The organism is Rhodococcus sp. no. 34 (assembly GCF_054589475.1).
Genome location: NZ_BAAILK010000046.1, coordinates 704,170 through 730,882 on the forward strand (window position 1 = coordinate 704,170; position 26,713 = coordinate 730,882).

Here is a 26,713-nt window from a genome sequence, read left to right on the forward strand (position 1 = left end):
AGATCGTCATCTTCGACCGAAGTTGGTACAACCGTGCCGGTGTAGAACGAGTAATGGGCTTTTGCACCGAAGAACAAGCACATCAATTTCTCCAGCTCATTCCGACCGTCGAACGCGCGATCGTCGAATCGGGAGTCATTCTGCTCAAGTACTGGCTCGAGGTCAGCGAAGAACAGCAACTCTTACGTCTGCAGAGCCGGATCGACGACTCTCGAAAGATCTGGAAGCTGTCGAATCTCGATCTGAAGTCGTTCAGTCATTGGTACGACTACTCGCGTGCCCGCGACGAGATGTTTCGCTTCACCGACACCGGCTGGGCGCCATGGTATGTCGCAAACAACAATGACAAGAAACGCGGACGACTCAACATCATCAGCCACATTCTGAGTCAGATCCCCTACGAGCCCGTGCAATCCACGGACATCACCCTGCCGAAACGGCAGAAGGCTCACGGCTACCAGACGCCCAAACAACCGCTGCACTGGATTCCGACCCGGTATTGACGATCGCCAAGGAAAGGATGTGCGGTCATGAGCCCCACGCCGTGGCATGCGCAGAGTGGCGAATCAGTCGTGTCCGTACTGCAGTCGGACCCGGAGCGCGGACTGCAGTCGGATGAGGCCGACCAACGGCGACGACGCTACGGGTCGAACGAAATCACCTCGACGCCACCGCCGTCGACGTGGTCGATCGCGCTGTTGCAGCTGAAAGATCCGATGAACTTGATGCTCGTCGCCGTGGCCGCGGTCAGCATCGCCATCGGTGAAGTGCCGACAGCAATCGTGGTGGCGGTGCTCGTCGTGCTCAACATCGTCCTCGGAACTCGACAGGAGTTGAAGGCACGGGCCAGCGTCGACGCCCTCGCCAAGATGCAGACGCCCCAAGCACGGGTCATTCGTGACGGGAACCTGATTCAACTCGACGCTACCGAACTGGTGCCGGGTGACATCGTCCAAGTCGAGGCAGGAGACATCATCGCTGCCGACGGACGGTTGCTCGCCACCACCACCCTGGAGACGCAGGAAGCCGCATTGACCGGGGAAAGCGCGCCGATACCGAAGGACCCGAATACGCTGAACAACGCGGATATTCCGCTCGGAGACCGCAGCAATCTGGTCTTCCAGAACACCTCGGTCACCCGCGGCACGGCGACCATGGTGGTCACCGAGACCGGGATGCAGACGCAGATAGGCCGGATCGCGTCGATGTTGTCGGCGGTCGCCCCTGGCAAGTCGCCACTTCAACGTGAATTGGACTCTCTCACCAAACTTCTCGGAATCATCGCGTGGACGGCGGTGATCGTCATCGTTGTCATCGGGCTCCTTCGTGGGCAGGACCTGACTACGCTTCTGCTCCTTGGTATCGCAATGGGAGTGTCCGCGATTCCGACCGGCCTGCCAACATTCGTCCAGGCGATGCTGGCCTACGGTGCCCGTCAACTGGCCGACGCCAAGGCCGTCGTGAAGAACCTGACCGACGTCGAAACACTCGGCGCGACCAGTGCAATCAACTCGGACAAGACCGGCACGCTGACCATGAACCAGATGACCGTCCGATCGCTGTACGTCCACGGCCGTTGGTACACAGTCGACGGCGAAGGCTACGCCAAAGCGGGAAGGATCACGCAGGTTGCCGGCGAGGCACCACCCGACTTCACCCTTCTCGCATACGGACTGTGTCTCGACAGCGATGCAACGGTTTCCGATTCCGGGGAAGTTGTCGGCGACCCGACCGAGGCCGCGCTCGTGGTGCTCGCGGCAAAGATCGGTGCCGACGCCCCACTGACCAGACGGACCTACCCGCGGGTGGCGACGGTTCCGTTCGATTCCGCGTACAAGTTCATGGCCACGTACCACCACCTCGACGTCGACGGCGAAAGCCAGTTCGTCGGATTGGTCAAAGGCGGACCCGATGTCGTCCTCGCTCGGTGTTCTTCGGCCTTCCTCCCCGGCCGCCGACCGGTACCGATCGAGGAAGTCCGAGAGGAACTCACGGCCGCAAATCAGTCCATGTCCGAAAAGGGTCTTCGGGTGCTGGCATTCGCGGTCAGACGCCTCGACGGACGGGAAGACGCTGTCGTGGCCGACCCCATGTCCTGCGTCGAGGACCTGACGTTTGTCGGCATGGCAGGCATCATCGACCCGCTACGCCCGGAGGCGGTCGATTCGGTGCGCACCGCACACCGGGCCGGCATCGATGTCCGCATGATCACCGGCGACCATGCCATCACCGCCGCAGCGATCGGTGCCGAACTCGGACTCGGCCCGGGCTCGGTGGGCGGAGGCGAGTTGCAAGCGATGACCGATGAAGAACTGTCGACCGCGTTGCCGAACCTGCACGTGTTCGGCCGCGTCACTCCGCAGGACAAACTTCGCTTGGTCGATGTCATGCAGAGCGGTGGCGCCGTCGTCGCGATGACCGGAGACGCGGTCAACGACGCCGCCGCGTTGAAGAAGGCAGACATCGGCGTCGCCATGGGCTCGGGCAGTGAGGTGACCAAACAGGCGGGCAAGATGGTGCTCACCGACGACAACTTCGGCACCCTCATCACCGCGATCACTTTGGGCCGCAACATCTACGGAAAAATCGTCTCGTACATCCGCTACCAGATGTCGAAACTCTTCTCCTTGGTTCTCCTCTTCCTCGCTGCGAGCATCTTCAACATCAACGAGGGTGTGGCACTGACGCCACTGATGGTGCTGTTCCAGCACTTCTTCATCACACTGTTCCCCGTCGCCGTGATCATGCTCGACCCGCCGCCACCGGATCTGATGAACAAGCCTCCGCGCGATCCCAAGATGCCGATCGCACATCGAAGCGCAGTCGCTCAGTGGCTCGCGTACGGTGTCCTGCAATTTGCCGTGACACTCGCGGCGATGCTTCTCGCACCCGGTGAAATGAGTACTTCCGAGGCGAATGTTCCCATGACCACAGCATTCGTAGTGCTCTCTCTCGGTTCGATTCTCGCGGGGCTGACCATGCGGCGTGATCCCGAGTCCGGCGTGGTTCCACCGGTTCTCGGTGCCATCAAGATCTTGACGATCCCCACGGTCGTGACCGTATTCGCCGTCGAGGCGGGCGTCCTCCAGGACCTCCTCATGACAACCTCACTGACCGGCGCCCAGTGGCTCGCCTGCCTGGGTTGGTCGCTGATCATCCCGGTTGTCGTCGAGTTGGACAAGGCAATTCGACGCCGCCGCCTCGCACAGGCACCTGCGCCCCTCCCTGCGACCACCGCGGTTGCCCCCGAGCGCGCCCGTTCGCTCCACTGAGGGAGGACAATCAAACGATGATGTGGGCGGAGAGTCTAGGTCGGCTACCGGGCGTCGCGACTGCCCGTGGGTATCGCCGCGAGTGGTTGCGAACAGACGTCACTGCCGGACTCGTCTTGACTGCCCTGCTCATCCCGGCAGGCATGGGCTACGCCGAGGCCGCCGGGTTGCCTGCGTACGCCGGGCTGTACGCCACCATCGTGCCTTTGCTCGCCTACGCGGTAGTCGGGCCCTCGAAAATCCTTGTACTCGGACCTGATTCGTCACTGGCGCCGCTGATTGCCGCCGCGGTCATACCGCTGGCAGTGGTCGGCGATTCGGAGAATGCGCTTGCACTAGCCGGTGTTCTCGCCATTCTTGTCGGACTCATCCTCGTGATCGGCGGATTCCTTCGTCTCGGCTTCGTGACCGAACTCCTCTCGAAACCGATCCGCCTCGGCTACCTCAACGCCATTGCACTCGTCGTCGTAGTTGGTCAGATTCCCAAGCTGCTCGGATTCTCCGTCGACGCGTCCGGTCTACTCGGTGAAATCGGCGGGATCTCAAAGGCCCTGGTGGGTGGCGACGTCGACCCCCTCGCTGCCGCCATCGGTGTCGGTTCGCTAGTCGTCATAGTCGCCTTCCGGCTCTGGGTACCTGTTGTTCCCGGCGTTCTGGTGGCCGTTGTCGCGGCCATAGTCTTGTCCGCTGCCGCCGGTCTCACCGATGACATCGGCATGGTCGGCGCACTGCCGGAAGGACTCCCCCTCCCTTCCGTCGGTGGAGTCACGTGGCAGGACGTCGGCCATCTGATCGGGCCCGCCGCCGGTATCGCATTGATTGCCTTCGCCGACACCGGCGTTCTCTCGCGCACCTTCGCCGCCCGCCACGGCGAGGACGTGAACGGCAGTACCGAAATGAAGGCGATCGGTGTCGCGAACGTGGCCGGCGGGCTGTTCGGCGGGTTCCCGATCTCGGCGAGCGGGTCACGAACTCCGGTAGCCGAACAGAGTGGGGCGCACACACAATTGGCCGGCGTCGTCGGGGCGCTCGCGGTCCTGGTGTTCGTCCTCGTCGCTCCCGGACTCACGGCATATCTGCCCGATGCAACACTGGCCGCCGTCGTCATCGTCGCCGCGTGTGCACTGATCGACGTGGGCGGCATGGTCCGCATGTGGCGCATGAGCACCGTGGAATTCGGCCTCGCCGTCGCGGCGTTTCTGGGCGTCGCCCTGGTCGGTGTGCTACAAGGCATACTTGTTGCGATCGGACTGTCCTTCGCAGCGGTCATCGCGCAGGTATGGCAGCCACATCGAACCGAACTCGTCGAGACGGGCGAACCCACCGGATTCCACGACATCGAACGCCATCCAGATGGGCATCGCATCCCCGGCCTGGTGTTGGTGAGGTTTGACGCGCCACTGTTTTTCGCGAACGGCGAGATCTTCGACGAGTACGTTCGCTCCGTCGTCGCCAAGGCGCCAGATCCGGTCGACTGGGTGGTTATAGCCGCCGAACCGATCACCGGACTCGATACAACGGCAGTCGACGAACTCGTCGATCTGGATACATTCCTCGAAGGCAAAGGAATTCGGTTGGCATTCGCAGAGATGAAAGGTCCGATCAAGGATCGACTCATCCGATTCGGAGTCGGGGATCGATTCGATTCGACGCACTTCTACCCGACCGTCGAAGCCGCCGTGAACGCATTCCGCACCCGAACCGACGACTGACAAACGCCAGGCAGTCGGGAGCCGTGGCTGCATTGGGTACCGTTTGGTATGGGATTCACGACGGACAATGTTCCGGCACGCCGTATCGCTCAGGTCGCCGGCGTGGGCGGTATCGCCGTCGGCGTTGTCTCGCTGATCGCGTTGTACTCCACCAAGCCGATCAACCCGTTGATCGCCGTGGCCTCCTTCGTCCCGATACAGCTTGCGGTCACACTCGCAGCGTCCCTGATATGCCTGATCTTTCGCCGCTGGATCCTGCTGGCGATCTCGGTGGTACTGATTGCGGTGGGCGCGTCGGTGATCAGTCCACTGTATGTGGCAAACAGTTCCGAAATCGACGGGCCGACTCTGCGCGTAATGCAAGCAAACCTTCTCTTCGGGCAGGCAGATCCCGCCAGTTTGACTGCGACGGTGCGCGAGAAGGCAGTCGACGTCCTGACGGTTCAGGAACTGACCACATCACTCGAAGGCTCTCTCAGAGATCAAGGACTCGAGCAACTGCTGCCGCATCACTACTTGGTACCGGACGAGGCCGGCGGGGGTGGCGCCGGTATTTACAGCCGTTATCCGCTGACGGAAACTCGGGAATTGAACGGATTCGGACCGACCAATCTTGTTGCCGAAGTCGGCTTCTCGACTCCGTTCACCCTTCTGGCGGTTCACCCCGGACCGGCGTACGTGACCCCGCCCGACGTGTGGACTGCCGAGCTGAGCACTTTGCGAAACGCGCTCGACGCTGCTGCCGCCGAGGAAACCGTCATCGTCAGTGGCGACTTCAACACCACATTCACGCACAAGCAATTCCGTGACCTCCTCGATGTCGGCTACTCCGATGCCGCAGACCAATTGGGAGTAGGCATCGTGCGCACCTATCCGGCGGACAAGAAATTTCCCGCGATCGTCGGCATCGACCATGTACTTCTGCGGGGCGGACAGGCGAAGTCACTCGAGCGGATCGAGATCGAAGGTTCCGATCACTTCGGCTTGATCGTCGACGTGGCGATCCCCAACTAGTCGGAGAGCACCCGACCCGAGCGAACGAGTTGCGGATCACCCGTGCTTCGGCATGCTTCGACCCGACACATCGATCGTCCGATGCAGGTGATGCGGCGTACGCAGGACGATCGACCGGTCCACCACGGATACGCCCGGAAACTGCTCGGCGAGATAACCTTCCAGACGCTGCACGTCGTCGATCGAGCGCAGCCACACCGCCAATGCGATGTCGTAGCTGCCGATCGTAGAAGCAACAAGCCTCGCCTCACGCAGGTGCGAAAGACGCTGAGCAATTGCCTCCTTTCGCCCGTCGAGACGTAAGAAGTACCAGGCGTAGACCGGCCAGCCGGAGTAGGGCCGAGCAATCTCCGTGCGGACGACCAGTCGCCCCGTCGACAGCTCGTGAGAAAGGAGCGCCCCAGCGCGAGCCGGCGTGACTCCGAGGGCCGCAGCGAGTGCCGAGACGGTGACACGTGGTTCGCGAGAAAGAATGTCGAACAGCTGCGACTGTTCCTCTTCGCCGGCGCGTACACCACGAATCTTTCCCGCCGGGGCCGACTCGAGCGCGGCAATTTCTTCCGCATCGAGAGCACGTAGACGCCAGTTCCTCGCGTCGGAGTTCGCCGAGGACACGATCTGAGTTCGCATCGCGGTGATCATCGGCAGGGATTGTGTTCGCTCCAACACGTACCTGGACAATTGATCGAGGTCAGTGCAGGTGAGCGTGACGAGCAGATCCCGATTGCCGGTTGTGAGATCGACTGTGAGAACTTCGGGATCGTGCGCGATCTGTTCGGCAACGCTCATGGTCTGTGCCGGTGCGCATTCGATCTCGAGAAGTGCGGTCGCCGACACGATGGGTCCACCACGGTACGCAGCGATCCACGCTATTCCTTGCGAGTGCAGACGCTCCCAACGCCTGGTCAGGGTGACCGGGTCGGAACCGATCGCGCGTGAAAGCTCGGACCACGACGCTCGCGGCCTGATCTGCAGTGCGTTCAACAGCCGAAGATCGTCGTCCTTGAGCATCTGATCCTGCACCGAGGACCTCACTTTCAAAAGAATGCTGCACCGAAACAGGATCGAAACGCGTCGATCCTAACTTCATCACATCAATAGTCCACCAAATCCTGAGCCTCGAGAACCCTTACTTCTTGCGTTCGTTCGCCCCCTCGAGAAAGACACCGACATGACCGAAGCATTCCCTGTCTCGCATGACGATTCCCCAGTCAGCGATCAAAACGCGACGCAAAAAGTCGTTTTCGCCATGCAGACGCCACGCCTGTGGATCGTGGTGACTTTGCTCCTCGGGCTTGCGGCAGGCGCGCAACTGATCGGCCCCGCAGTGATTCCCGTCGGCGCTGCCGCCATCACGATCCTGCCCATGGTGTGGGGACTGATTGCCGGCGGTGTCGTCTCGAGCCAGAAGTGGAAACCACTCGGCCTCGACCTTCAGGCTGCGGCCTCGGCAATCATGGGCCTGGCTGTTCTCTTGCTTTGTGCAAGGTTGTCTTTCACCATCGGCCCGAACATCCAATTGTTGTTCGAGGCGGGCCCCGCACTGCTACTGCAGGAATTGGGGCACTTGTTCGGCACTATCGCTCTCGCACTCCCGCTGGCGGTACTCCTTCGGATGGGGCCGGCCACCGTCGGAGCAACCTTCTCCATCGACCGCGAGGGTTCCTTCGCGATGGTCAGCGAACGCTACGGCCCCGATTCCGACCAGTACCGTGGAGTCCTGTCGATGTACGTCTTCGGCACTCTGTTCGGTGCCGTGCTGATCAGCCTGATTGCGTCACTGGCTACATCCTTCAACATCTTCGACCCCCTCGCATTGGCGATGGGTGCCGGCGTCGGATCCGGCTCGATGATGGCTGCCGCTGCCGCCAGCGTCGTTTCGGCGCACCCCGAGATGGCCGACCAGGTACTCGCCGTGGCGGCCACATCCAACATCATCACCGGCCTCCTCGGCGTGTATGTCGGCATGTATGTCGCACTCCCCCTTGCTGATCGAATCTATGGCGCACTCACCAAGCGCTCGAAGACGACCAGCGAACGGAAAGCCGACACTGCCCCACGAGCGGTTGCGCCGAGCGTCACCGTGCCGCTGACCACGATCGTTCCGATTCTGTTCGTCGGTGGGGTCATCGTCTCCTCGATCGCAGCGGGTGGCGTATCTCGATCGATCATCGTCGGTTACTTGATCCTCACCGGATTGTTGCTCCTGGGCGTCGGCGTGGCCCGCCTGACCCGCGGCAAGATCGCGGCGATGATCGCAATCATCACCATCGGCGCCTTGGCGACAACACCGTGGTCCCCCATCGGTGATTTCGTCTCGAGCACCGTCGGGACTGTCGACTTTCTCTCGATCTGCACCCTCACCTTGACTGTCGCAGGTCTCAGCCTCGGCAAGGACCTTCCCTTGCTCAAGACGATCGGCTGGAAGATCGTGCCCGTCGGAATCGTCGCGATCCTCGCCTCTTACCTACTTTCCGTGGTCGTCGCGGAGTTCGCGCTGGGCCTCTGGCACTAGAACTGCACCCGAAGACGCTGAGAACCGAAGACACCGCGATCCGAAGACACAGAGAACCAAAGATGTTGAAAGGAAGCAATACCCATGTCCATCGCTGACACCCTCACCCTCACCCTCACAGACACGGTTTCGAGCACGATCGAGAAGTGGGCATCACGCCTCATCGATGTCAGCCACACGATCCATGCTCACCCAGAGCTGGCATTCGAAGAGCATCGGGCATCCGCCCTCTTGGCGGACGCCGCACAGGAAGCCGGCTTCACGGTTACTCGCGCCGCCTACGGCCTCGAGACGGCATTCGAAGCGGTGCGGGGCTCCGGCCCCTTCCGCGTCGTCGTCTGCGCCGAGTACGACGCCCTTCCCGACATCGGTCATGCGTGTGGACACAATGTCATCGCCGCTGCCGGACTGGGAGCAGCGATCGCGCTCGGAGAGGTCGCGGAGGAACACGGTCTGACCGTCGTCCTTCTCGGTACGCCGGCCGAAGAACATGGCGGCGGGAAAGTCTTGCTGCTCGAACGTGGCGCATGGGAGGGGGCGGCGATGTCGATCATGGTCCACGGCGCTGCAGGTGAAGACGTCAGCTGCACCGTCACCGGAACGCAGGCAGTCGACCGGTTCGACGTGACCTACACCGGAAGAGCCGCACACGCGGCCGCTGCGCCACACAAGGGTATCAACGCAGGCGACGCCGCCACGATCGCCTTGGTCGCCATCGGACTTCTCCGTCAACAACTTCCGTCCGACGTCAGGCTCAACGCCTATGTCGAGCACGGCGGCGAAGCAACAAACATCATTCCGGCCTCGACGTTGGTGCGAGCGGAAGTTCGGGCCGCAGAACTCGACGTGCTGTTGGACGCCAAGCGTCGTATGCTCTCCTGCTTCGAGGGCGCAGCTGTGGCCAGCGACTGCTCCTGGTCGACCGAACGCGCCGAACCGCGCTACGAGGAGCTTGTTCAACATCGCGTGCTGGCGACGATCTGGGACGAGGAGATCGCGAGCCTGGGCCGCACCGCGGCCGCCCGAACTCCCCTGACCGGCGGCTCGACAGACATGGGCAACGTGTCGAAGGTGGTTCCCTCGATCCACCCGATGATCGCGTTACGCGGCGTTACCGGAGTTCCTCACACGATCGAGTTTGCCGCTGATGCCCGCTCCGCAGCGGGCGACGAAGCTGTTCTGCACGGAGCAATTGCAATGGCACGCACTGTGATCCGAGCCGCCACCGGGGACTCGCGCTCCAACCTCCTGACGATTGCGGCCCAGCGCGAGTCAGGAGCGACTACCGTCACGAGCGCCGAATGAGCACCACCGGCGTCTATGTTTCCGCGCTCGAATTTTTCTCCATCGGCATCGGGCCCTCCAGTTCACACACGGTCGGTCCGATGCGAGCCGCCCGCACTTTTGTCGGCGAGCTCTCCGCCGCCGGCTTGACCGCGTCGGTCGACCGAATTCGCTGCAATCTGCACGGCTCTCTCGCCGCCACCGGAATAGGGCACTGCACTCCCGACGCGGTGATCGCGGGACTTCGTGGGTTGGATCCTGAAACGTGCGAGCCGAACGACGTTCACGGGCGTTGGGCCGAGCTCTCGGACGGCGGATCGGTGAAGCTCGTCGGCGGCTCACTCGGGCACGTTGTGTTCACTCACGAGGACATGGTGTTCGAGCCGCTCGTTCGCCGTCACGGGCACCCCAACTCGATGACACTGACCGCCTTCAGCGGTCGCGAAATCGTTTGTACGAGTACATATCTGTCGATCGGTGGCGGATTCGTACTGCGCGCCGGAACGGCGACGCAAGCAAGCGCGCATTCGATCAACTCACGCTATCGAACCGCGAAAGAGCTACTGGCGGAATGCGGCTCCGGAACTATCGCCGAGTTGGCACTGTCGGACGAAATCGCGATGCACGGCCAGGATCGGGCATTCACCGGCATCGACGCGATCTGGTCCGCGATGCGCACATGCATCGAACGCGGCACCCAGACCGAAGGTGTATTGCCCGGGCGTCTCGGAGTTCGCCGAAGAGCACGGTCTGCGAACATTCAACTGGAACAACGTAACTGCGCCCCCTCCTCACGCGAGTGGCTGACCGTCTACGCCATGGCGGTCAACGAAGAAAATGCAGCAGGTGGCCGCGTGGTAACGGCTCCGACGAACGGCGCTGCGGGCATCGTGCCGGCGGTGCTCTATCACCACATACGCGCTACGGGCGCCGGCGTTCACGACGTTCGAACCTTTCTCCTCACCGCTGCCGCAATCGGATCGATCATCAAGGCGAATGCCTCGATCTCGGGCGCGGAGGCGGGGTGCCAAGGCGAGGTCGGAGCTGCCTGCGCGATGGCGGCAGCCGGCTTGTGCGCTGTCATGGGCGGATCACCACGACAAATCGAGAATGCAGCTGAGATTGCCATGGAACACCATCTGGGGCTGACCTGCGATCCGGTTGGTGGCCTGGTCCAAATCCCCTGCATCGAACGAAATGCCGTAGCCGCCTCGACTGCAGTCACCGCAGCTCAGCTCGCATACCTCGGTGACGGGACGCATGTGGTGAGCCTCGATACCGTCATCGAAACCATGCGCCAAACCGGAAACGACATGTCCGTGCGTTACAAGGAAACAAGTGAAGGCGGGCTCGCCGTCAATGTCGTCGAGTGCTGAGGAGGATGTCGACGGCAGCGGCGAGGGCGGGCGGACGCCGTCGCAGGAAATATCATCCTCTCGAACGATGAAGTCCGGTATACCGATTTCTACACTCGGTGACATGACTTTGTGGACGGTGACCAGATGATCGCTCATCACGCTGGAGGAACCCCACTGCACAATTCTTCACGGCACAACACTGCGGGGCCGTCGCGCTCGACGCAGTCCTCAGGTCGCAAGATCGCCGCGTTGATCGCGTTGGTCGCCGGTTTCTCCGCTGCCTTCGTTCTCGCCCCGGGCATGCTGACGAGTAGGCCGGGTGATGGGTACGCAGACCAGGGAGAACTCGTCGAGACGGTCCGCGCCGCGTTCGTCGAATACTGGAGTTCCGGTGTCCAAGCCTTCTCGCCGAGCTTGGAGTCCGCTGTCGACTACTGGCTGCGGTACCACGTGGCCAAGGCCGTGATCGCGGTAATCCTGCTGACGGTTCTGCTCGCACTCGGCCGGATGCTCAAGGCGTCGTTCGTGAACGCCGGCCCCCTGACGGCTGGAAAGAAACTCGCATTCGTCTCGGCGGGAGGGCTGGTCACGCTCCTCGCGATGTTTTCCTCGGTACTCGTGATGGCAAATATCCAAGGTGTCGTTGCACCCTTCTCTTCGCTGATCTCGATGTTGCCCGTGGCCCAGACGGATGGGGCACTTGGCGACACTGTCGGGCAGGTCCGCCAACAGCTCGCTCAGTCGACGGGCACCGGAAACCAGCAAAGCCCTGTCCTCGAACTGATGATCAGCGACTTCGCGCGGTATCACTTGGCCATGGCGGTGATCGCGCTGATCGCGGCAGCAATATCACTGACCGTGACTGTGGTCGTGTGGGCACGCTTCGCGAGAACGGCACGATCCGAGCGACGGACGAGATTCGTGTCGGGGTCGATCGGTCTTCTCACTGCACTGTTCACGCTGGGATTGATCGTTGTCGGCGTAGCAAATATGGGCACCGCGGCAGACCCGGCACCCGCGCTGGCGGCGTTCTTCGACGGCGGACTCTGACCCAAGTCAAGGGTTCAGGCCAGGGTTCCGTAGTCCCCCGGTACCGGTTGAGGAGGTACCTGGGGACTGCGTCTGCCGTACCCGGGGTCGATGTGTGAGTGCCCTCGGACAGGCAGAGTTCGACTCATGAAAACCGGAGCAAGACGCATCATGCTTGTCGGCCTGTGCAGCGCCATGGTTGCCGGCGCTGTAATCAGCTGCAGCACGGACAAATCCGCAGACAATCCCACATCCACCACTGACAAGGTCATGGACTCTGCGATCACCGGCCAGCTCGATTCGATCATCGACGCTGCGGTGAATTCGACGGGGATTCCCGGTGCGATGGTGGGCATTTGGGGACCAGACGGCAACTATGTGAAGGTTGCAGGAGTCGCCGACACTGCAACCAAGGCACCGATGGAGACCGACTTCTACCACCGGATCGGTAGCGTCACCAAAACATTTACCGTCACCGCCCTGCTGCAATTGGTCGACGAGGGAAAGATCGGTCTAGACGATCCGATCTCCCAGTACGTCGACGGCGTCATGGAAGGCGATGCGATCAGCCTGCGCCAGCTGGCGGGGATGCGCAGCGGCCTCGTGGCCTACACGACGTCCGAACAGTTTGTCATGGATGTTCTTTCCGACCCTCGCCGATCATTCACATCCGAAGAGCTCTTCGGATACGTCAAGGACCTCCCACTCCAAATTCGACCAGGAACCACTGTCGATTACTCGAATACCAACACCCTTCTGCTCGGCATGGTCATCGAGAAGGTCACCGGCTCAACACTGTCGGACGTCATCGACACCAAGATCACCACACCACTCGGAATGGAGCACACCAGCTTTCCCACCACCAACGCGTTCCCGAACCCCCACGCACAGGGATACACCAACCAAACACTCGACGAATCCGTGACCGCAGCAACGGACTGGAACCCGTCTTGGGGAGGCGCCGCGGGCGCAATGATCTCGTCGTTGGACGACATGCGCATCTGGGTTCCGGCCTTGGCCAAGGGCGATCTCCTCGCCGACGACACTCAGAAGCAGCGCCTGCACACCGAGCCCCTGGGCGAAGGGGACGACAGCTCCGGCTACGGACTCGGTTTGTTCAACAGCGGCGGCTGGATCGGTCACAACGGAAGCCTGCCCGGCTACAAGACAGTCTCGGTCTACTTGCCCGAGAAGGACACAACCCTGGTCGTCTTCATCAACACCGACATCGACGGAGAGACCGACCTGACCAGTGCTTTGATGGTGCCGATCACCAAGTTGATCAGCTCGGGCAACGTCTACGGCTGATCACCTCGGGTCCGATCCACAATTCGGACGAAAGTGACATCTCGGGTTTCGATCTGTCGATAGGCTCGACCGTCGGCAGATCGAAACCCGAAAGAGGCACTCATGGGATCGTTGAACGACTGGCTTCTCGACAGCGACAGCCCGCTCGTGGGGATTGTGGGTGGCATCCTACTGACGATCGCAATGCTCTCCGGCGGTACAGGCATGTAACCCACCGCTCCCGATATGGCTCCGCACAGCGGTGGACGTTCAGTGCGTGATCCAACGAACATGTTCGTTACGAACATGTTCGTGTACGGTGAAATCATGCCCACTCAGCCAACAGGTCCGTCGAGCCGTCGCAATCGTCCGGCCAAACCCGCTCTGACACGCGAGGGCATCGTCAGTACCGCGGTGGAAATCTTGCGATCGGAGGGGTTGCAGAAGTTGACCATGCGTCGACTCGCCCTCGAACTCGACACCGGGCCGGCATCTCTGTACGTGTACGTTCAAAATACCGCCGAATTGCACGCCGCCGTTCTGGACACACTTCTCGGAGTGGTCGACCTCGCCGAAAATTCTTCCGGCACTTGGCAAGCTCGCCTTGAACGGGTGTTGACCTCGTACACGGCCGTGCTGTTCGATCATCCCGGTCTCGCCCAGTCGGCACTCGTTTCCCGACCCAGCGGAGTTCACTACGTGCGCCTGCTCGAGCGCCTGCTGGCATTGCTCGACGAAGGCGAAGTCCCTCCAGGTCAAGCCGCGTGGGGCGTGGACTTGCTACTGCAGTACGCGACATCCACTGCTGCCGAACACTCGGCGCCGAACAATTCCGCCGACGCGGATGCCCGATGGAGCGCGTTGACCGACGCAATCCAGAACGCAAACCCGCAGACGCACCCACTCGTCGCAAGACATGCAACAGCTCTACTTGCCGGTGAACCCACCGCGCGCCTCTCCTGGGGATTCCGCACGCTCATCACGGGCATCGAGAACACCCCACTCACTTCTTAGGAACCCACCATGAACCACTACCCCATCGCAATCATCGGCGCCGGCCTCGGTGGCCTCACCCTCGCCCGAGTCCTCGATCTCCGCGGAATCGATTCGGCGGTATTCGATCTCGAATCCGGACCGACAGCCAGAACTCAAGGCGGGATGCTCGACATCCACGAAGACTCGGGTCAGATCGCGCTTCGTGCCGCCGGCCTCTATGAGGAGTTCCGCGGCCTCGTCCATCAAGGCGGGGAAGAGACACGCGTCCTCGATCGAAATGCCGTCGTGCACCTGAGCGAGCAGGACACCGGAGACGGCGACCGCCCGGAAATCGACCGCGGCCAGCTGCGTGACCTACTGCTCAGCTCAATTCCGAAGGAAACACTCCACTGGGGAGCCAAGGTCCGCAGTGCTCATCCGTTGCCGGATGGTCGACACGAAGTTCACCTCGCGGATGGCACCCACTTCACCACCGATCTCCTGGTCGGCGCCGACGGTGCGTGGTCGAAAATCCGTCCATTGGTTTCAAACGACACTCCTGCGTACACCGGAATATCTTTCGTGGAGTTCGACCTCGACGACGCCGACAACCAGCACGTGGATGCCGCTGAAACCGTCGGCGGCGGAATGATGTTCGCACTCAGTGCCGACAAGGGCTTCCTTGCCCACCGTGAGACCGACAACAGTCTGCACATCTATGCCGCCCTGCGAGTTCCCGAGAACTGGTCAGCGAGTGTCGACTTCTCCGACGATCACATTGCGAAGAAGGTTCTGCTGGAACACTTCTCGGGCTGGGACGAGTCGCTGCGGTCACTGATCGTCGAAGCGGACAGCTCGCTGACCCCTCGCCCCATCCATGCTCTTCCCATCGGGCACAGTTGGAGCCGTACTCCCGGGGTCACTCTGCTCGGGGACGCGGCACACGTCATGTCGCCGTTTGCCGGAGAGGGTGCGAACCTGGCAATGCTCGACGGCGCGGAACTCGGCCAGGCGATCGCTTCGCACAGCAGCACGGAGGAAGGGCTAGCTGTCTACGAAGAGCGCCTCTTCCCACGCAGCGCCGCATCGGCACAACAGTCCGCCGATGGACTGGACATGTGCTTCGGCGAGAACGCACCCCAGGGGCTCGTGGACATGTTCAACTCACACCCTTGATCGAATCGAGTCGACTGCAATCACTCCCGCAACGTCGTCAAGAAGGCAATGCGGTCGCCGCGATAGAGCGAGCGAACCCGCTCGATCGGCACACCATCCGGGTCGACAGACGTCCGGTGCAGCAGAAGCATCGGCATCGAGGTCGTGGACTCGACGAGCGTTGCCTCCCGCGGTGAAGCGAGCACCGTCTCGATCCGTTCGGTTGCGGAGGCAAAGACCACGCCGATGGAACGGATAGCCGCGTACAGCGACGTCGTCGCATCGAAAGCGTCGAGCATCTCACCGAACCTGCTGTCCGGCAGGAACGTTGATTCGAGTCCGATCTTCTCTCCGTCGGCGAAGAGAACACGCTCGAGATGAACGACGCTGTCACCTGGTTCGATACCCAATTCCGTGGCGAGACCGTCGTCGGCCGACATTCGTTCGAAGGTCACAACCTTACGACTGGGTACTCGCCCAGCGCTCAGAGCACCTTCGGTATAGGAACGAATCGATAGCGGCTGAACCAACTTCGGACTCGCGACGACAGTGCCCCGCCCCCGCCGCTCGATTCGCCCTTCGACAAGAAGATCACGAAGCGCTTGACGGACCGTCTCGCGAGCGACTGTGAACCGCGCCGCCAATTCCCGCTCGGACGGGACTGCGTCGCCCTCCTCGAGCCCACTGAGAATGGTCTCGATCTCGGTGCGCACCCGGTAGTACTTCAACTCCGGTTCGATCACGACGCTCGAGGTCCCCGGCCCGGTGGACGTCTGCTGATTCATGGCGCAAGCGTACAAGAATTCGGTCTATACCAATTGTTAACCTGGAGTTCGTCTCGATTCCCCCTATTGGTCTAGACCAAACGTCACTATCTCTACATGCGAATTTTGATTGTGGGCGGAGGGATCCTCGGAACGGCGCACGCCGACGAGGCAATCCGTCGGGGACACGACGTCATCCATCTCGAACGTGAGCCCGAAGCCCGCGGTGCCACGGTACGGAACTTCGGCCTCGTTTGGGTATCCGGGCGAGCCCCGCACGAACTCGAAGCTGCGCTGCGCTCGCGCGAACTGTGGGCAGACCTTGCCGCCCGTGTCCCCGGCGTCGGATACCGCCCAGCCGGCTCCATCACCCTCATGCGTACCGAGGAGGAGGTCGCGGTCGCGCAGGAAGCGTTCTCTCGGCCGGACGCTGACACCAGAGGGTTCGCGCTCCTGGATCCCGACGCCGTTCGCGTCGTCAACCCCGCGCTCCGGGGCAAGTTTCTCGGCGGACTGCACTGCACGCTGGACGCCGCTGTCGAGTCACGGCAAGCGCTCCCCGCCATCCGTTCTTACCTCGAATCCACCGGCCGTTACACCTTCCACGCCGGAACGGAAGCCCGCGAGATCACGACGACCACCTCCGGCGCACACATCCGCGACGACCACGGTCGCAGCTTCGACGCCGATCTCGTGATCGTCTGCCCCGGAGCGACACTCGGCGGATTGGCTCGCGATCTCGCCGGCGATCTCCCGTTGCGCCGTGTGCGCCTGCAGATGATGCAGAGCGCCCCACTCGGCGAAAAGCTCACCACCGCAATCGCTGACGGTGACAGCTTCCGCTACTACCCGGGTTTCGCCGGATCTGCCCTCGATCACCTCCGCAAAGTGCAGCCGCAGGAACCGACTGCCGAGGAACACCGCATGCAACTCCTGTGCGTGCAGCGCTTGCACGGCGGGCTGACCATCGGCGACACCCACGAATACGAGGAACCCTTCGACTTCGATGTCGACGAGGCGCCCTATCGCCATCTGTCCGGAGTCGTGGAAACACTTCTGGGACGCGATCTTCCGCCAATCGTCAAGCGTTGGGCGGGCGTCTACAGCCAGTGCATCGACCCCTCACAACTTGTACACCGCGCCCAAGCCGCCGACAACGTCTGGGTGGTTGCCGGCCCCGGTGGCCGCGGTATGACGCTCGGCCCGGCACTGGCGGAACAAACCGCCGACCAGCTCGGTCTCTGAATCTCTCCGACAAGAAAGACTTCTCATGTCTCCGATCACCCTTGCCGTTCTCGACATGGCCGGCACCACCGTCGCCGACGACGGACTGGTTCTTCGCGCCTTCGCTGCCGCCGCTGAAGCCGGCGGACTGCCCGCCGAAGGCCCGGAAGCCGACGCCGCTCGCCAGTACGTCCTCGACACGATGGGCCAGTCGAAGATCGTCGTGTTCCGGGCGATCTTCGGTGACGAAGACCGCGCCCAGGCCGCGAACGCCGCCTTCGAAACCACGTACGACTCCCTCATCGACCAGGGCCTGGCCGAGCCGATCCCCGGCGCCGAGAAAGCCATCACCACTTTGCGCGAGGCCGGCATCAAAGTTGCCTTGACCACCGGGTTCAGCCGATCGACCCAGGACAAACTCCTCGTCGCGCTCGGCTGGAAAACCCTCGCCGATCTCACCCTCTCCCCCGCCGAGGCCGGTCGCGGTCGACCGTACCCGGACCTGATTCTGACTGCCCTGCTCAAACTTTCGATCGACGACGTCCACCAGATCGCCGTACTCGGCGACACGTCCAACGACGTGCTCAGCGGCATTCGTTCCGGCGCATCCATCGTCGCCGGAACTCTGACCGGCGCACACGACGAGCAACAGCTTCGCGACGCCGGAGCCACCCACATCGTCCCGTCGGTGACGGAGTTCGCCGAACTCCTCACCCACTCCTGATCTCACCTCCGAAAAAGGAATCGTCATGCGTCTACGCCCGAGCATCGCTGCGGCCGCTCTCGCCGTGTCCGTCCTTTCGTTCACCACTGCCTGCGGTGGCACCGGCACTGCTGCCGGATCAGATACCGAGACCGTCACCGTATACAGCGCCGACGGCCTGTCCGGTTGGTACAAGGGAAGATTCGACGCCTTCACCGCGCAGACCGGTATCGCCGTCAACCTCGTGGAAGCCGGATCCGGCGAGGTCGTCTCCCGCGTCGAAAAGGAGCAGTCCAACCCACAGGCAGACGTGATCATCACGCTGCCCCCGTTCATCCAGAAGGCCGACGCCCAAGGTCTGCTCGAGCCCAGCGGAATCGACACCTCCGCCGTTCCTACCGACGAGAAGGACGACGCCGGCAAGTACGTACCCGTCGTCGAGAATTACCTCTCGTTCATCGCCAATCCGACTGCATCACCCGCCCCACAATCTTGGGACGATCTGCTCACTGACCAGTTCAAGGGCAAGTTGCAGTACTCCACGCCCGGCCAGGCCGGCGACGGCACCGCGGTGCTCTTGCTGCTCCAGCACCTGATGGGTAAGGAAGGAGCACTCGACTACCTCGGAAAGCTCCAGGCCAACAACGTCGGACCCTCGTCTTCCACCGGAAAGCTCCAGCCCAAGGTCAGTAACGGAGAGCTGCTGGTCGCCAACGGTGACGTCCAGATGAACCTCGCCTCCATCGCCGACGACGGATCGAAGTTCGACATCTTCTTCCCCGCTGGAGCCGACGGCACTCGCACCACCATTGCACTGCCCTACGTGATGGGCCTCGCCAAGAGCGCACCGAGCAGCGAACAAGCCAAGAAGTTGATGGAGTTCCTGCTTTCCGAAGAATCCCAGAAGACCGTCGCCACCGATGCACTCGGCGTATCGGTCCGCGAGGACGTCCGAAGCGCTGCCGGTGAATCCACCGACAAGAACACGCCTTCCGGAGTTCTGCAGGGCGTCAACGTGTGGACCCCGAACTGGAACGACGTCCTCAGCTCGCTCGACGCCGACATCGCCGCTTACCAGAAAGCCACCGGGAGCTGATCATGGCAAGAACCAGACTGGGGCGGACGCTCCCCGAGACCGTCGGTGTTCACGGAGCGATCGAACATTCTGCTCCGGCCATCACCTTCGATCGCGTCAACGTCGCCTACGGCCGCGGGAAGACCGCAACCCATGCACTCGTCGATTTCAATCTACGAGTGGCGCCGGGTGAAACTGTGGCACTGCTGGGGCCCAGTGGATCCGGCAAGTCGACCGCTCTGAAGGCCCTCGCGGGATTTGTCCGCCCCACGTCCGGTTCCGTCAAGCTCGGCACCCGAGACATCACCAATCTGCCTCCCGCACAACGCGGTATCGGCGTCGTCGTTCAGTCGTACGCTCTCTTCCCGCACATGCGAGTATCCGAAAACGTAGCCTTCGGACTCCGAGCCCATCGCGTGCCGCGGTCGGAGATCGGCACTCGCGTGGCCGAAGCCCTCGACATGGTCGGGATGTCGGCGTACGGAAAGCGGCTTCCCCGTGAACTTTCCGGCGGTCAACAGCAGCGAATCGCCATTGCCCGAGCGTTGGCAATTCGCCCTGGAGTACTCCTCCTCGACGAACCACTGGCCGCCCTGGATGCTCAACTTCGCGAGAGCATGCTCGGCGAACTGGCGAGACTGCGCGCAGCACTACCTGACACAGCCATGCTCTATGTGACGCACGATCAGAGTGAAGCCCTGGCGCTGGCAGACCGAATCGCAGTGATGCGCAACGCCAGACTCGCGGACATCGACACCGCTGAGGCCTTGTGGAAACGTCCGCCGTCCAGCTTCACCGCGGCGTTCCTCGGGGGTGCCAACCTGCTGCCTTGCACCGTCACACGCGTCATCGGCACCTCCGCGCTGGTCTCGATCGGTGGCACGCCGTTCACTGCTCACGCCCCGCAGCCCGAGATCGGGCACATCGAATGGGAGTCCGACATGGACGCCTACCTGTGTGTTCGTCCACACGCGGTAGCCGTAACCGGTGTCGGCGCACGAGGATCATTCCCGGCGCGCATCGTCTCGAGCGTCTGGCGCGGTTCCACGACGCGTCTGACGCTGGCTGTACGTGGCCTCGACGACGTCCGCGTCGACGCGGATGTTCCAGGGCACGACGAACGACCGGTCGACACCGAAGTGGGCGTCGTCCTGCCCACGGACGGCAGTGTCCTGGTTCCGGCAGATCGCCACCCATGACGACAACCCTGGAACGCCCCGAAACCGCTGCGCCCCAGCACAAAGACCCGATCCCGTGGCGCCGGATCGGCTGGACGCTGCCACCACTGCTTCTTGTCCTCGTGTTTGCTGTCTATCCCACTGCGCGTGTCCTCACGGAATCTCTGAGCACCGCAGATGGCACCGGGTTGTCCACGTGGTCGTCCGTGCTCGGTTCGGAACTGTTCAGAACCGCGCTCTGGCAGACCATCCAAATCGCCGTGGCGTCGACCCTGGGTTGCCTGATCCTGGGAACCTTCCTCGCCTTGGTGCTGGCCTTCGTTCCGTTCGCCGGATCCAAGGTGGTGGGGCGATTGATCGACACGGTGCTCGCCCTGCCGTCTTTCCTGATCACGCTGGCGTTCACGTTCCTGTACGGGACAGCCGGCGCCGTCAACGCCTTGATCGTCCGCATCACCGGCGATGCGAGCGGCCCACTGAATTTCCTCAACACTCCGTTCGGTGTGATCGCGGCCGAAATCACTTTCTTCACACCCTTTGTCGTGCGTCCGCTATTGGCAGCGTTCACCCAGATTCCGCGTGAACAACTCGACGTGGCAGCCAGTCTCGGCGCGTCACCCGTCCGAGTTCTGCGGCAGGTGGTGATGCCGGAAGCGTGGCCGGCCCTCCTGGCCGGTGGATCGCTCGTACTTCTGATGACACTGAATGAATTCGGCATCGTGCTCTTCACCGGAGCAAAAGACGTCGTAACTCTTCCGGTCCTCATCTACACCCGCGGCATTGTCACCTTCGACTTGCTCGGCGCAGCAGTGATCGCGACGGTCCAGGTCGCACTCTCACTCGGCCTGTACTGCCTCTACCGATTCACCTTCAACAGATTGATGGGAGGCAGCCGTGCTGCTGTGGACACGAAGCTCTAGGGCCCTCGTACTCGGATTCTTCACCCTGGTCGTCGCGGTGGTTTTCGTCGCGCCCATCGCCACCGTCGTCGCGGCTGCCTTGGCCGGATCGTGGACCGGTCCACTCCCGTCGAATCTCGGCGGCAAGAACTTCTCCACGGCGCTGTCCGACGAGAACTTCGCCAGCCTGATCGTCAGTTTGCAGACTGCATTCATCGCGGGGGCATTGGCATTGATCGTCGGAACGTGGGCCGCGCTGGCCTCGCGTGAGGCACCGATGTGGCTGCGGCGCATCACCGATGCCGTATTCCATTTACCGATTGCGGTTCCGTCGGTCGCGATCGGCTTGGGTCTGCTCATCACTTTCAACGAGCGCCCGCTACTGCTCGGCGGCACCAAGTGGATCGTGATTCTCGCTCACACGGTTTTGGTGCTTGCCTTTGCCTTCAGTTCCGTATCGGCCGCGCTCGAACGGCTCGATCCCGCCTACCGTCAAGCTGCCGAATCACTCGGCGCCGGCCCGGTGCGGGTGCTGACACGGGTAACGCTACCGCTGGTGCTCCCAGCGTTGGGTGCGGCTGCCGGGCTTTCCATCGCACTGTCGATGGGTGAGCTGGGCGCAACGGTCATGGTCTACCCGGCGACATGGAAGACCTTGCCGGTCAGCATCTTCGGACTCACCGACCGTGGCCAGGTATTTCTTGCCGCAGCAAATACGACACTGCTGCTTGCAGTCACCCTGATCGCCCTCATGGTGGTCGGCAGAATTCGTCGGCGCTGACCTTGCTGTGCGCCTTTGTTAACCGCCGGGGGTTAATAAAGGCGCACAGCAGGGGTTTATCCCTTCCTCAAGATGTACCGCTGAACCTTGCCACTCGGGGTCTTGGGCAGGTTCGGAACAAAGTGCACCGTGCGCGGGTACGCGTGCGCGGCGAACTTCTTCTTCACCAACGTCTGCAGTTCCTTCTCGAGTTCGTCGTCGCCGTCGACGCCTTCGCGAAGAACGACGAACGCCTCGAGAACCTCACCACGCAACTCGTCGGGCATGCCCACCACGGCGGCCTCGATGACGTGCTCGTGCATGACCAGCACGCTCTCGACGTCGAAGGGACCGATGCGGTAGCCCGCCATGATGATGACGTCGTCGTCGCGCGAGGAGAAGAAGAAGAATCCGTCCTCGTCCGTCATTCCCGCATCACCGGTGATGTACCAGCGGCCGTCTTCGCTGAATCGCTGCTTCGTCTTCTCCGGCGCATCGACGTACCCGGTGAACCACATCAACGGGCTGTTGTGAGTATCGATCGCCACGCGTCCCTGAGTGCGGGCCGGTGCAATGTCATCCGAATTGTCTTCCAGCACAGCGGCAGACCAACCCGGCAACGGACGGCCCATGGATCCGGGACGGACATCGTCGCGAAGTCCGTCGGCCCAGGCGTTGACGATGAACATGCCGTGCTCGGTCTGGCCGTAGTGATCACGGACCTCGACGCCCAACGAGTTCTTCGACCACGCAACAACATCCGGAGTCAAGGGCTCACCGGCCGAGGAAGCGCGGCGCAGCGAGATGCCTTCCGGAACGGGAGCCTTGTCGGCACGCAGACTGCGGTAGACGGTCGGAGCGGCGGCAAAATTGGTGACACCGAACTTCTCGATGATCTGCCACGTCAGCGGCGCGGAGAATCCGGCGTGCAGCAGAAGGCTTCGCGTGCCGGCGGCAAGCGGGCCGAGCAACGCGTAGTACAGCCCGTACGCCCAGCCCGGGTCTGCGGCGTTCCAGAACACGTCGTCCTCTCGGACGTCGAGGCCGAACTCCTGGTAGGCGTGGAACGAGGCGAGCGCGCGCACCGGAACCGGCACGCCCTTGGGTGTTCCCGTGGTGCCACTGGTGAACAACTGCACCATCGGTGCGTTGCCGCCGACTGCCTGAGCAGCGCCCTTCGGGTCTTCGGCATCCTGAGCTGCGACAAGTGCGTCGAAGTCCAACTCGTCACCGGCCGCGCCGCCCGCGACGATGACCTGCCACGCTGCGTCGGCGGGGATGTCCTCTCCCGGCGCGAGCTTCTCGAGCTGATTGGCGTCGGAAATGACCACCTTCGCGCCGCTGGCCGTCAAGCGGAAAGCGATGGCCGGCGAAGCGAACGCCGTGAACAAGGGCACGTGGACCGCTCCGCGGCGCCAGATTCCGAGGAGCGCGACCACCAGGTCCGCAGACTTACCCATCAAGGTCGCGACGTTGTCACCCGGCTCGACTCCGAGGTCGGCCAGAGCTGCCGCGAAACGCGCCGACTGCTCACGTAGATGACCGTAAGTGAGGTCCACCGAGCTAAGGTCTGCCTCGACGACGGTGAATGCAACGCCATCCGCGGGATGCCGATCGCAGAGCAATTCTGCGGCGCTGGCATGCGGGGTGTCGTACTGGTCCAGCAGCTCGCGCACCCGTGCGGTGGGATCGGTGCTCATCAACTTGCTCCTTATCGATCGTCGTATGGTTGGCCCGACCGGTTACGTTGGCGGCTCGTCATACGTACTGTTCACCCCCTATGATCTAGCTCACAAGAGAACTTCACTACCCCCAGAAAGGGGTACCTGCGTGAACCGACATGCTTCGTCACTTCTGCGCCCCCGCGACGGGGACGCAATGCGAGGTGAACTCCGAACAATCGCAGCTCAGGGCGTTGTTCCCGTGCTGTTCGGAGGCGAGGTCCAGGACGGAACCCTGCACCTGAGCGAATTCGTCGGCACCCGCACCAACAACCTCAAGGGCTTGGCCATCCCGCCGCGCTCGGGCATGGGCGGACGCGTCGTAGCCCAGGGTTCACCGATCACCGTCAACGATTACGGCAATTCGCAGTCCATCACTCATCACTTCGACCGTCCTGTTCTCAGCGAGGGCCTGCATTCGATCATCGCCGTTCCGGTCATGGTTTCGGGAAAATCGCGCGCTGTGCTCTACGCCGCGATCCGCGATTCCGCTCCGTTGGGTGACCGAACAGCAGACGTCATGGTCGGCGCATCCCGGCGTCTCGGGATGGAGTTCGCCATCCGCGACGAAGTCGATCGTCGCCTGCAACTACTGCAGGCCGCCGCCGCGACTACCGCCGACGGTATGTCTTCGGAAGAGATCCGCGGAGTCCACGCCGAACTACGCAGTGTCGCCCAGACCGTCACCGACACCGACTTGCAGACCAAACTCCGCGGACTCTCCCAGCGTTTGGCCAACCTGCTGCGTCCCACCGCCGACGCCGAATCCGACGTCACGCTCACCCCGCGCGAAGTGGATGTTCTCTCTCAGGTCGCACTCGGCTGCACCAACATCGAAGCCGGCCAACGGCTTTCCCTTCGCCCTGAAACAGTCAAGAGCTATCTGCGAAGCGCGATGGGAAAGCTGGATGCGAGCTCACGCCACGAAGCCGTGGTGACCGCCCGGCGGTTGGGACTGCTCCCCTGACGGGTCAGTAGCCTTCAGGCAGGGCGGTGAGCATGTCACGGGTGACTGCGACGGCGTTGTCCGAACTTCCGCCCCGCACAACCAGAGTCGCGAAGGCCAGGTTCCCGCGATAGCCGACGAACCACGCGTGCGATCCCCCTTCGACCTCGGCTTCACCGGTCTTGCCGTACACCTCACCCTGATCTTCGACGCGTTCTGCAGTACCGCTGGTGACCACGAGTCGCATCATGCCGCGCAGGCCGTCGACCATGGCGGGCGAGATCGCCGGGCGCTCACCGTCGATGGTGGTTTCGCGCCCTGAAATCAGTTGCGGCACCGGAGTCGAACCGTTCGCGACCGTCGCCGCTGCCATCGCCATTCCGAACGGACTGACCACGACCTTTCCCTGACCGAACCCGTCTTCGGTCCGCTGCACCAGGTCCGACGCCGGCGGCACCGAACCGGAATCGATCGGCAATCCCACCACGTTGTAGTCCTGGCCGATGCCGAACTGCGCTGCGGCAGTGGTCAACGTGTCTGGTTGCATCTCGCTGGCCAGCTTGGCGAAGGACGTGTTGCACGAACGCGCGAAGGCCGTTGCCATCGGCACCGTGCCGAGTGAGAACTCGTTGTAGTTGGGGACGCTGCGCTCACCGATCTCGATCCGGCCAGGACATGGCACCATCGTGTCGGGGGTCGCCTGACCGGTCGAAATTGCGGCGCCTGCCGTGATGATCTTGAACGTCGAACCGGGCGGGTACTGACCCATCGTCGCGACCGGTCCGTCGCGGTCTGCTGCCTTGTTCTGTGCGACAGCCAGGATCGCCCCACTCGACGGTTCGATGACCACCATCATCGCCTGATCCTTGTTCACGTTCACGGCACGCTGAGCAGCGATCTGAATGTTGCGATCCAAACTGATACTGAACGACGGAACAGGTTGCGGCGCAGTCTCGGTCAGCACATCGGTGTCGACGCCGTTCTGGTTGACCGTGACGACACTCCAGCCGGCTTTGCCGTCGACCTCGTCGATGATCGTCTTCTTGATCTGCCCGAGAAGGTCGGGCGCGAACTCCGGGTCCGTCGAGATGAGATCCGATTCGTCCGAGACAGATACTCCCGAGATGGCTCCCAGTTGCGCCGATACCTGGTCGTAGTCGTCACTGCGCAGGCGGGTCACCAGATAGTCGCCCTTGACGGCCGTCGAGGATTCGGCGATCGATTGACCCGTCAGCGAAGAATCGAACCGACCGAGAACACTTGCGAGACTGTTCGCGGAACCGATGATGTCGTTGCTCTTGGAGCGATCGAACTTCACTCGGTAGACAATTCCCGGCACCAGGACATCCGTGCCCGAATGCTCGTTGACCCGCGCTCGCGGCGCCGCGGTTGCCCGCAACGACATCGTCTGCTTGTCACCGAGGCGCGGGTGAACGTCCGTCGAACTCCACCGGACGGACCAGTCGCCGTCCTTGCGTCCCATCTGCAGCTCGCCGTCGTACGTCCACACGCGGTCTTTCGGAAGGTGCCACTCGTAGGTGTAGCCGACCGTCGCAGTGTCACCGTTCATCTTCACCGACGTGGTCTCGGCAGTCATCGACTCGGCCTGGAGCGCATCCCAGGTGTCACTCAATACAGGACCCGCGGAATCAGGCCGGTCCGTCAGTTTTGCTGCCTCGTCGATATCCCTGTCACCGAACGCACTCAGGAACTGCTGCGCGACGGGCTCGGGGCCGGCGGGTTTCGGAGTACACGAACTGATCCCCACCGCCAAGAAAATCACGGTGCAGGAGGCCAACAGTTGGGCCGAGCGACTACGAGAGAAATGCCGAGTGTTCATCG

At 62.5% G+C, this 26,713-nt stretch carries 22 protein-coding genes; 18 read left to right on the forward strand and 4 right to left on the reverse strand.

Going from position 1 to position 26,713, the window contains the following annotated elements; all coding sequences use genetic code 11:
- The 4 genes from ACYP01_RS24515 to ACYP01_RS24530 all read left to right on the forward strand — a co-directional run.
- Positions 1 to 503 (forward strand): polyphosphate kinase 2 family protein (locus ACYP01_RS24515; protein WP_459682889.1); only part of this gene is annotated, 503 nt, incomplete at its 5' end.
- Between the two features lie 27 nt (positions 504 to 530).
- A complete protein-coding gene (locus ACYP01_RS24520; protein ID WP_459682891.1) occupies positions 531 to 3,272 on the forward strand; it encodes a cation-translocating P-type ATPase in 2,742 nt (913 codons plus the stop codon).
- 17 nt (positions 3,273 to 3,289) lie between these two features.
- Complete coding sequence (locus ACYP01_RS24525) at positions 3,290 to 4,984, forward strand: SulP family inorganic anion transporter (RefSeq protein ID WP_042924397.1); 1,695 nt, start codon at positions 3,290 to 3,292, stop codon at positions 4,982 to 4,984.
- A gap of 48 nt (positions 4,985 to 5,032) precedes the next feature.
- On the forward strand, positions 5,033 to 5,998 hold the full coding sequence (locus ACYP01_RS24530; protein ID WP_459682894.1) for an endonuclease/exonuclease/phosphatase family protein: 966 nt from the start codon (positions 5,033 to 5,035) through the stop codon (positions 5,996 to 5,998).
- Positions 5,999 to 6,034: 36 nt separating this feature from the next.
- Here ACYP01_RS24530 and ACYP01_RS24535 read toward each other — a convergent pair whose 3' ends face one another.
- A complete protein-coding gene (locus ACYP01_RS24535; protein ID WP_228402203.1) occupies positions 6,035 to 7,033 on the reverse strand; it encodes an Lrp/AsnC family transcriptional regulator in 999 nt (332 codons plus the stop codon).
- Between the two features lie 214 nt (positions 7,034 to 7,247).
- Between ACYP01_RS24535 and ACYP01_RS24540 the strand changes: the two genes are divergently transcribed.
- The 7 genes from ACYP01_RS24540 (at position 7,248) to ACYP01_RS24570 (ending at position 15,622) form a co-directional block, all read left to right on the forward strand.
- Positions 7,248 to 8,513, forward strand: coding sequence for a DUF3100 domain-containing protein (locus ACYP01_RS24540; RefSeq protein ID WP_252194383.1), 1,266 nt, complete (start codon positions 7,248 to 7,250; stop codon positions 8,511 to 8,513).
- Positions 8,514 to 8,597: 84 nt separating this feature from the next.
- Positions 8,598 to 9,818 carry an amidohydrolase gene (locus ACYP01_RS24545; protein WP_459682897.1) on the forward strand — a complete coding sequence of 407 codons (1,221 nt, stop codon included), beginning with the start codon at positions 8,598 to 8,600 and terminating at the stop codon, positions 9,816 to 9,818.
- On the forward strand, positions 9,815 to 11,173 hold the full coding sequence (locus ACYP01_RS24550) for an L-serine ammonia-lyase (protein ID WP_042924403.1): 1,359 nt from the start codon (positions 9,815 to 9,817) through the stop codon (positions 11,171 to 11,173). The genes ACYP01_RS24545 and ACYP01_RS24550 overlap by 4 nt, the downstream gene beginning before the upstream one ends.
- Positions 11,174 to 11,299: 126 nt before the next feature.
- Entirely contained in the window at positions 11,300 to 12,205 is a 906-nt protein-coding gene (locus tag ACYP01_RS24555) for a hypothetical protein (RefSeq protein WP_459682899.1), read from the forward strand.
- Between the two features lie 126 nt (positions 12,206 to 12,331).
- Positions 12,332 to 13,492: a serine hydrolase domain-containing protein gene (locus ACYP01_RS24560; RefSeq protein WP_042924404.1), complete on the forward strand. Its 1,161-nt coding sequence runs from the start codon at positions 12,332 to 12,334 to the stop codon at positions 13,490 to 13,492.
- Positions 13,493 to 13,798: 306 nt separating this feature from the next.
- Positions 13,799 to 14,485, forward strand: coding sequence for a TetR/AcrR family transcriptional regulator C-terminal domain-containing protein (locus ACYP01_RS24565; RefSeq protein WP_341514254.1), 687 nt, complete (start codon positions 13,799 to 13,801; stop codon positions 14,483 to 14,485).
- 9 nt (positions 14,486 to 14,494) lie between these two features.
- Complete coding sequence (locus ACYP01_RS24570; RefSeq protein ID WP_459682902.1) at positions 14,495 to 15,622, forward strand: FAD-dependent oxidoreductase; 1,128 nt, start codon at positions 14,495 to 14,497, stop codon at positions 15,620 to 15,622.
- Positions 15,623 to 15,642: 20 nt separating this feature from the next.
- Here the strand turns inward: ACYP01_RS24570 and ACYP01_RS24575 are convergent, their stop codons facing one another.
- A complete protein-coding gene (locus tag ACYP01_RS24575; RefSeq protein ID WP_007734901.1) occupies positions 15,643 to 16,386 on the reverse strand; it encodes a GntR family transcriptional regulator in 744 nt (247 codons plus the stop codon).
- A 96-nt stretch (positions 16,387 to 16,482) separates the two neighbouring features.
- On the opposite strand from ACYP01_RS24575, the gene ACYP01_RS24580 reads away from it, so the two are divergent.
- Genes ACYP01_RS24580 through ACYP01_RS24605 form a run of 6 tightly spaced genes read left to right on the forward strand, consistent with a single transcriptional unit; the run spans position 16,483 to position 22,225 of the window.
- A complete protein-coding gene (locus ACYP01_RS24580) occupies positions 16,483 to 17,610 on the forward strand; it encodes a TIGR03364 family FAD-dependent oxidoreductase (RefSeq protein ID WP_459682904.1) in 1,128 nt (375 codons plus the stop codon).
- Between the two features lie 25 nt (positions 17,611 to 17,635).
- Entirely contained in the window at positions 17,636 to 18,313 is a 678-nt protein-coding gene (locus ACYP01_RS24585; RefSeq protein WP_030535653.1) for a phosphonatase-like hydrolase, read from the forward strand.
- Positions 18,314 to 18,338: 25 nt separating this feature from the next.
- Positions 18,339 to 19,388, forward strand: coding sequence for a 2-aminoethylphosphonate ABC transporter substrate-binding protein (locus ACYP01_RS24590; protein WP_054187752.1), 1,050 nt, complete (start codon positions 18,339 to 18,341; stop codon positions 19,386 to 19,388).
- A 2-nt stretch (positions 19,389 to 19,390) separates the two neighbouring features.
- A complete protein-coding gene (locus ACYP01_RS24595) occupies positions 19,391 to 20,566 on the forward strand; it encodes an ABC transporter ATP-binding protein (RefSeq protein ID WP_007734894.1) in 1,176 nt (391 codons plus the stop codon).
- Entirely contained in the window at positions 20,563 to 21,465 is a 903-nt protein-coding gene (locus tag ACYP01_RS24600; protein ID WP_459682907.1) for a 2-aminoethylphosphonate ABC transporter permease subunit, read from the forward strand. Before ACYP01_RS24595 ends, ACYP01_RS24600 begins: the two co-directional genes overlap by 4 nt.
- The gene (locus ACYP01_RS24605) at positions 21,440 to 22,225 is read left to right on the forward strand and encodes an ABC transporter permease (protein WP_209448603.1); all 786 of its coding nucleotides are present in this window, start codon (positions 21,440 to 21,442) and stop codon (positions 22,223 to 22,225) included. The genes ACYP01_RS24600 and ACYP01_RS24605 overlap by 26 nt, the downstream gene beginning before the upstream one ends.
- Before the next feature lie 56 nt (positions 22,226 to 22,281).
- Here ACYP01_RS24605 and ACYP01_RS24610 read toward each other — a convergent pair whose 3' ends face one another.
- Positions 22,282 to 23,904 carry an AMP-binding protein gene (locus ACYP01_RS24610; RefSeq protein WP_003942743.1) on the reverse strand — a complete coding sequence of 541 codons (1,623 nt, stop codon included), beginning with the start codon at positions 23,902 to 23,904 and terminating at the stop codon, positions 22,282 to 22,284.
- A gap of 178 nt (positions 23,905 to 24,082) precedes the next feature.
- Here ACYP01_RS24610 and ACYP01_RS24615 point away from each other — a divergent pair, with 178 nt between their 5' ends.
- Positions 24,083 to 24,892, forward strand: coding sequence for a LuxR C-terminal-related transcriptional regulator (locus tag ACYP01_RS24615; protein WP_042450799.1), 810 nt, complete (start codon positions 24,083 to 24,085; stop codon positions 24,890 to 24,892).
- A 4-nt stretch (positions 24,893 to 24,896) separates the two neighbouring features.
- Here ACYP01_RS24615 and ACYP01_RS24620 read toward each other — a convergent pair whose 3' ends face one another.
- Positions 24,897 to 26,711, reverse strand: coding sequence for a penicillin-binding transpeptidase domain-containing protein (locus tag ACYP01_RS24620; protein WP_209448602.1), 1,815 nt, complete (start codon positions 26,709 to 26,711; stop codon positions 24,897 to 24,899).
- Positions 26,712 to 26,713 lie beyond the last annotated feature (2 nt).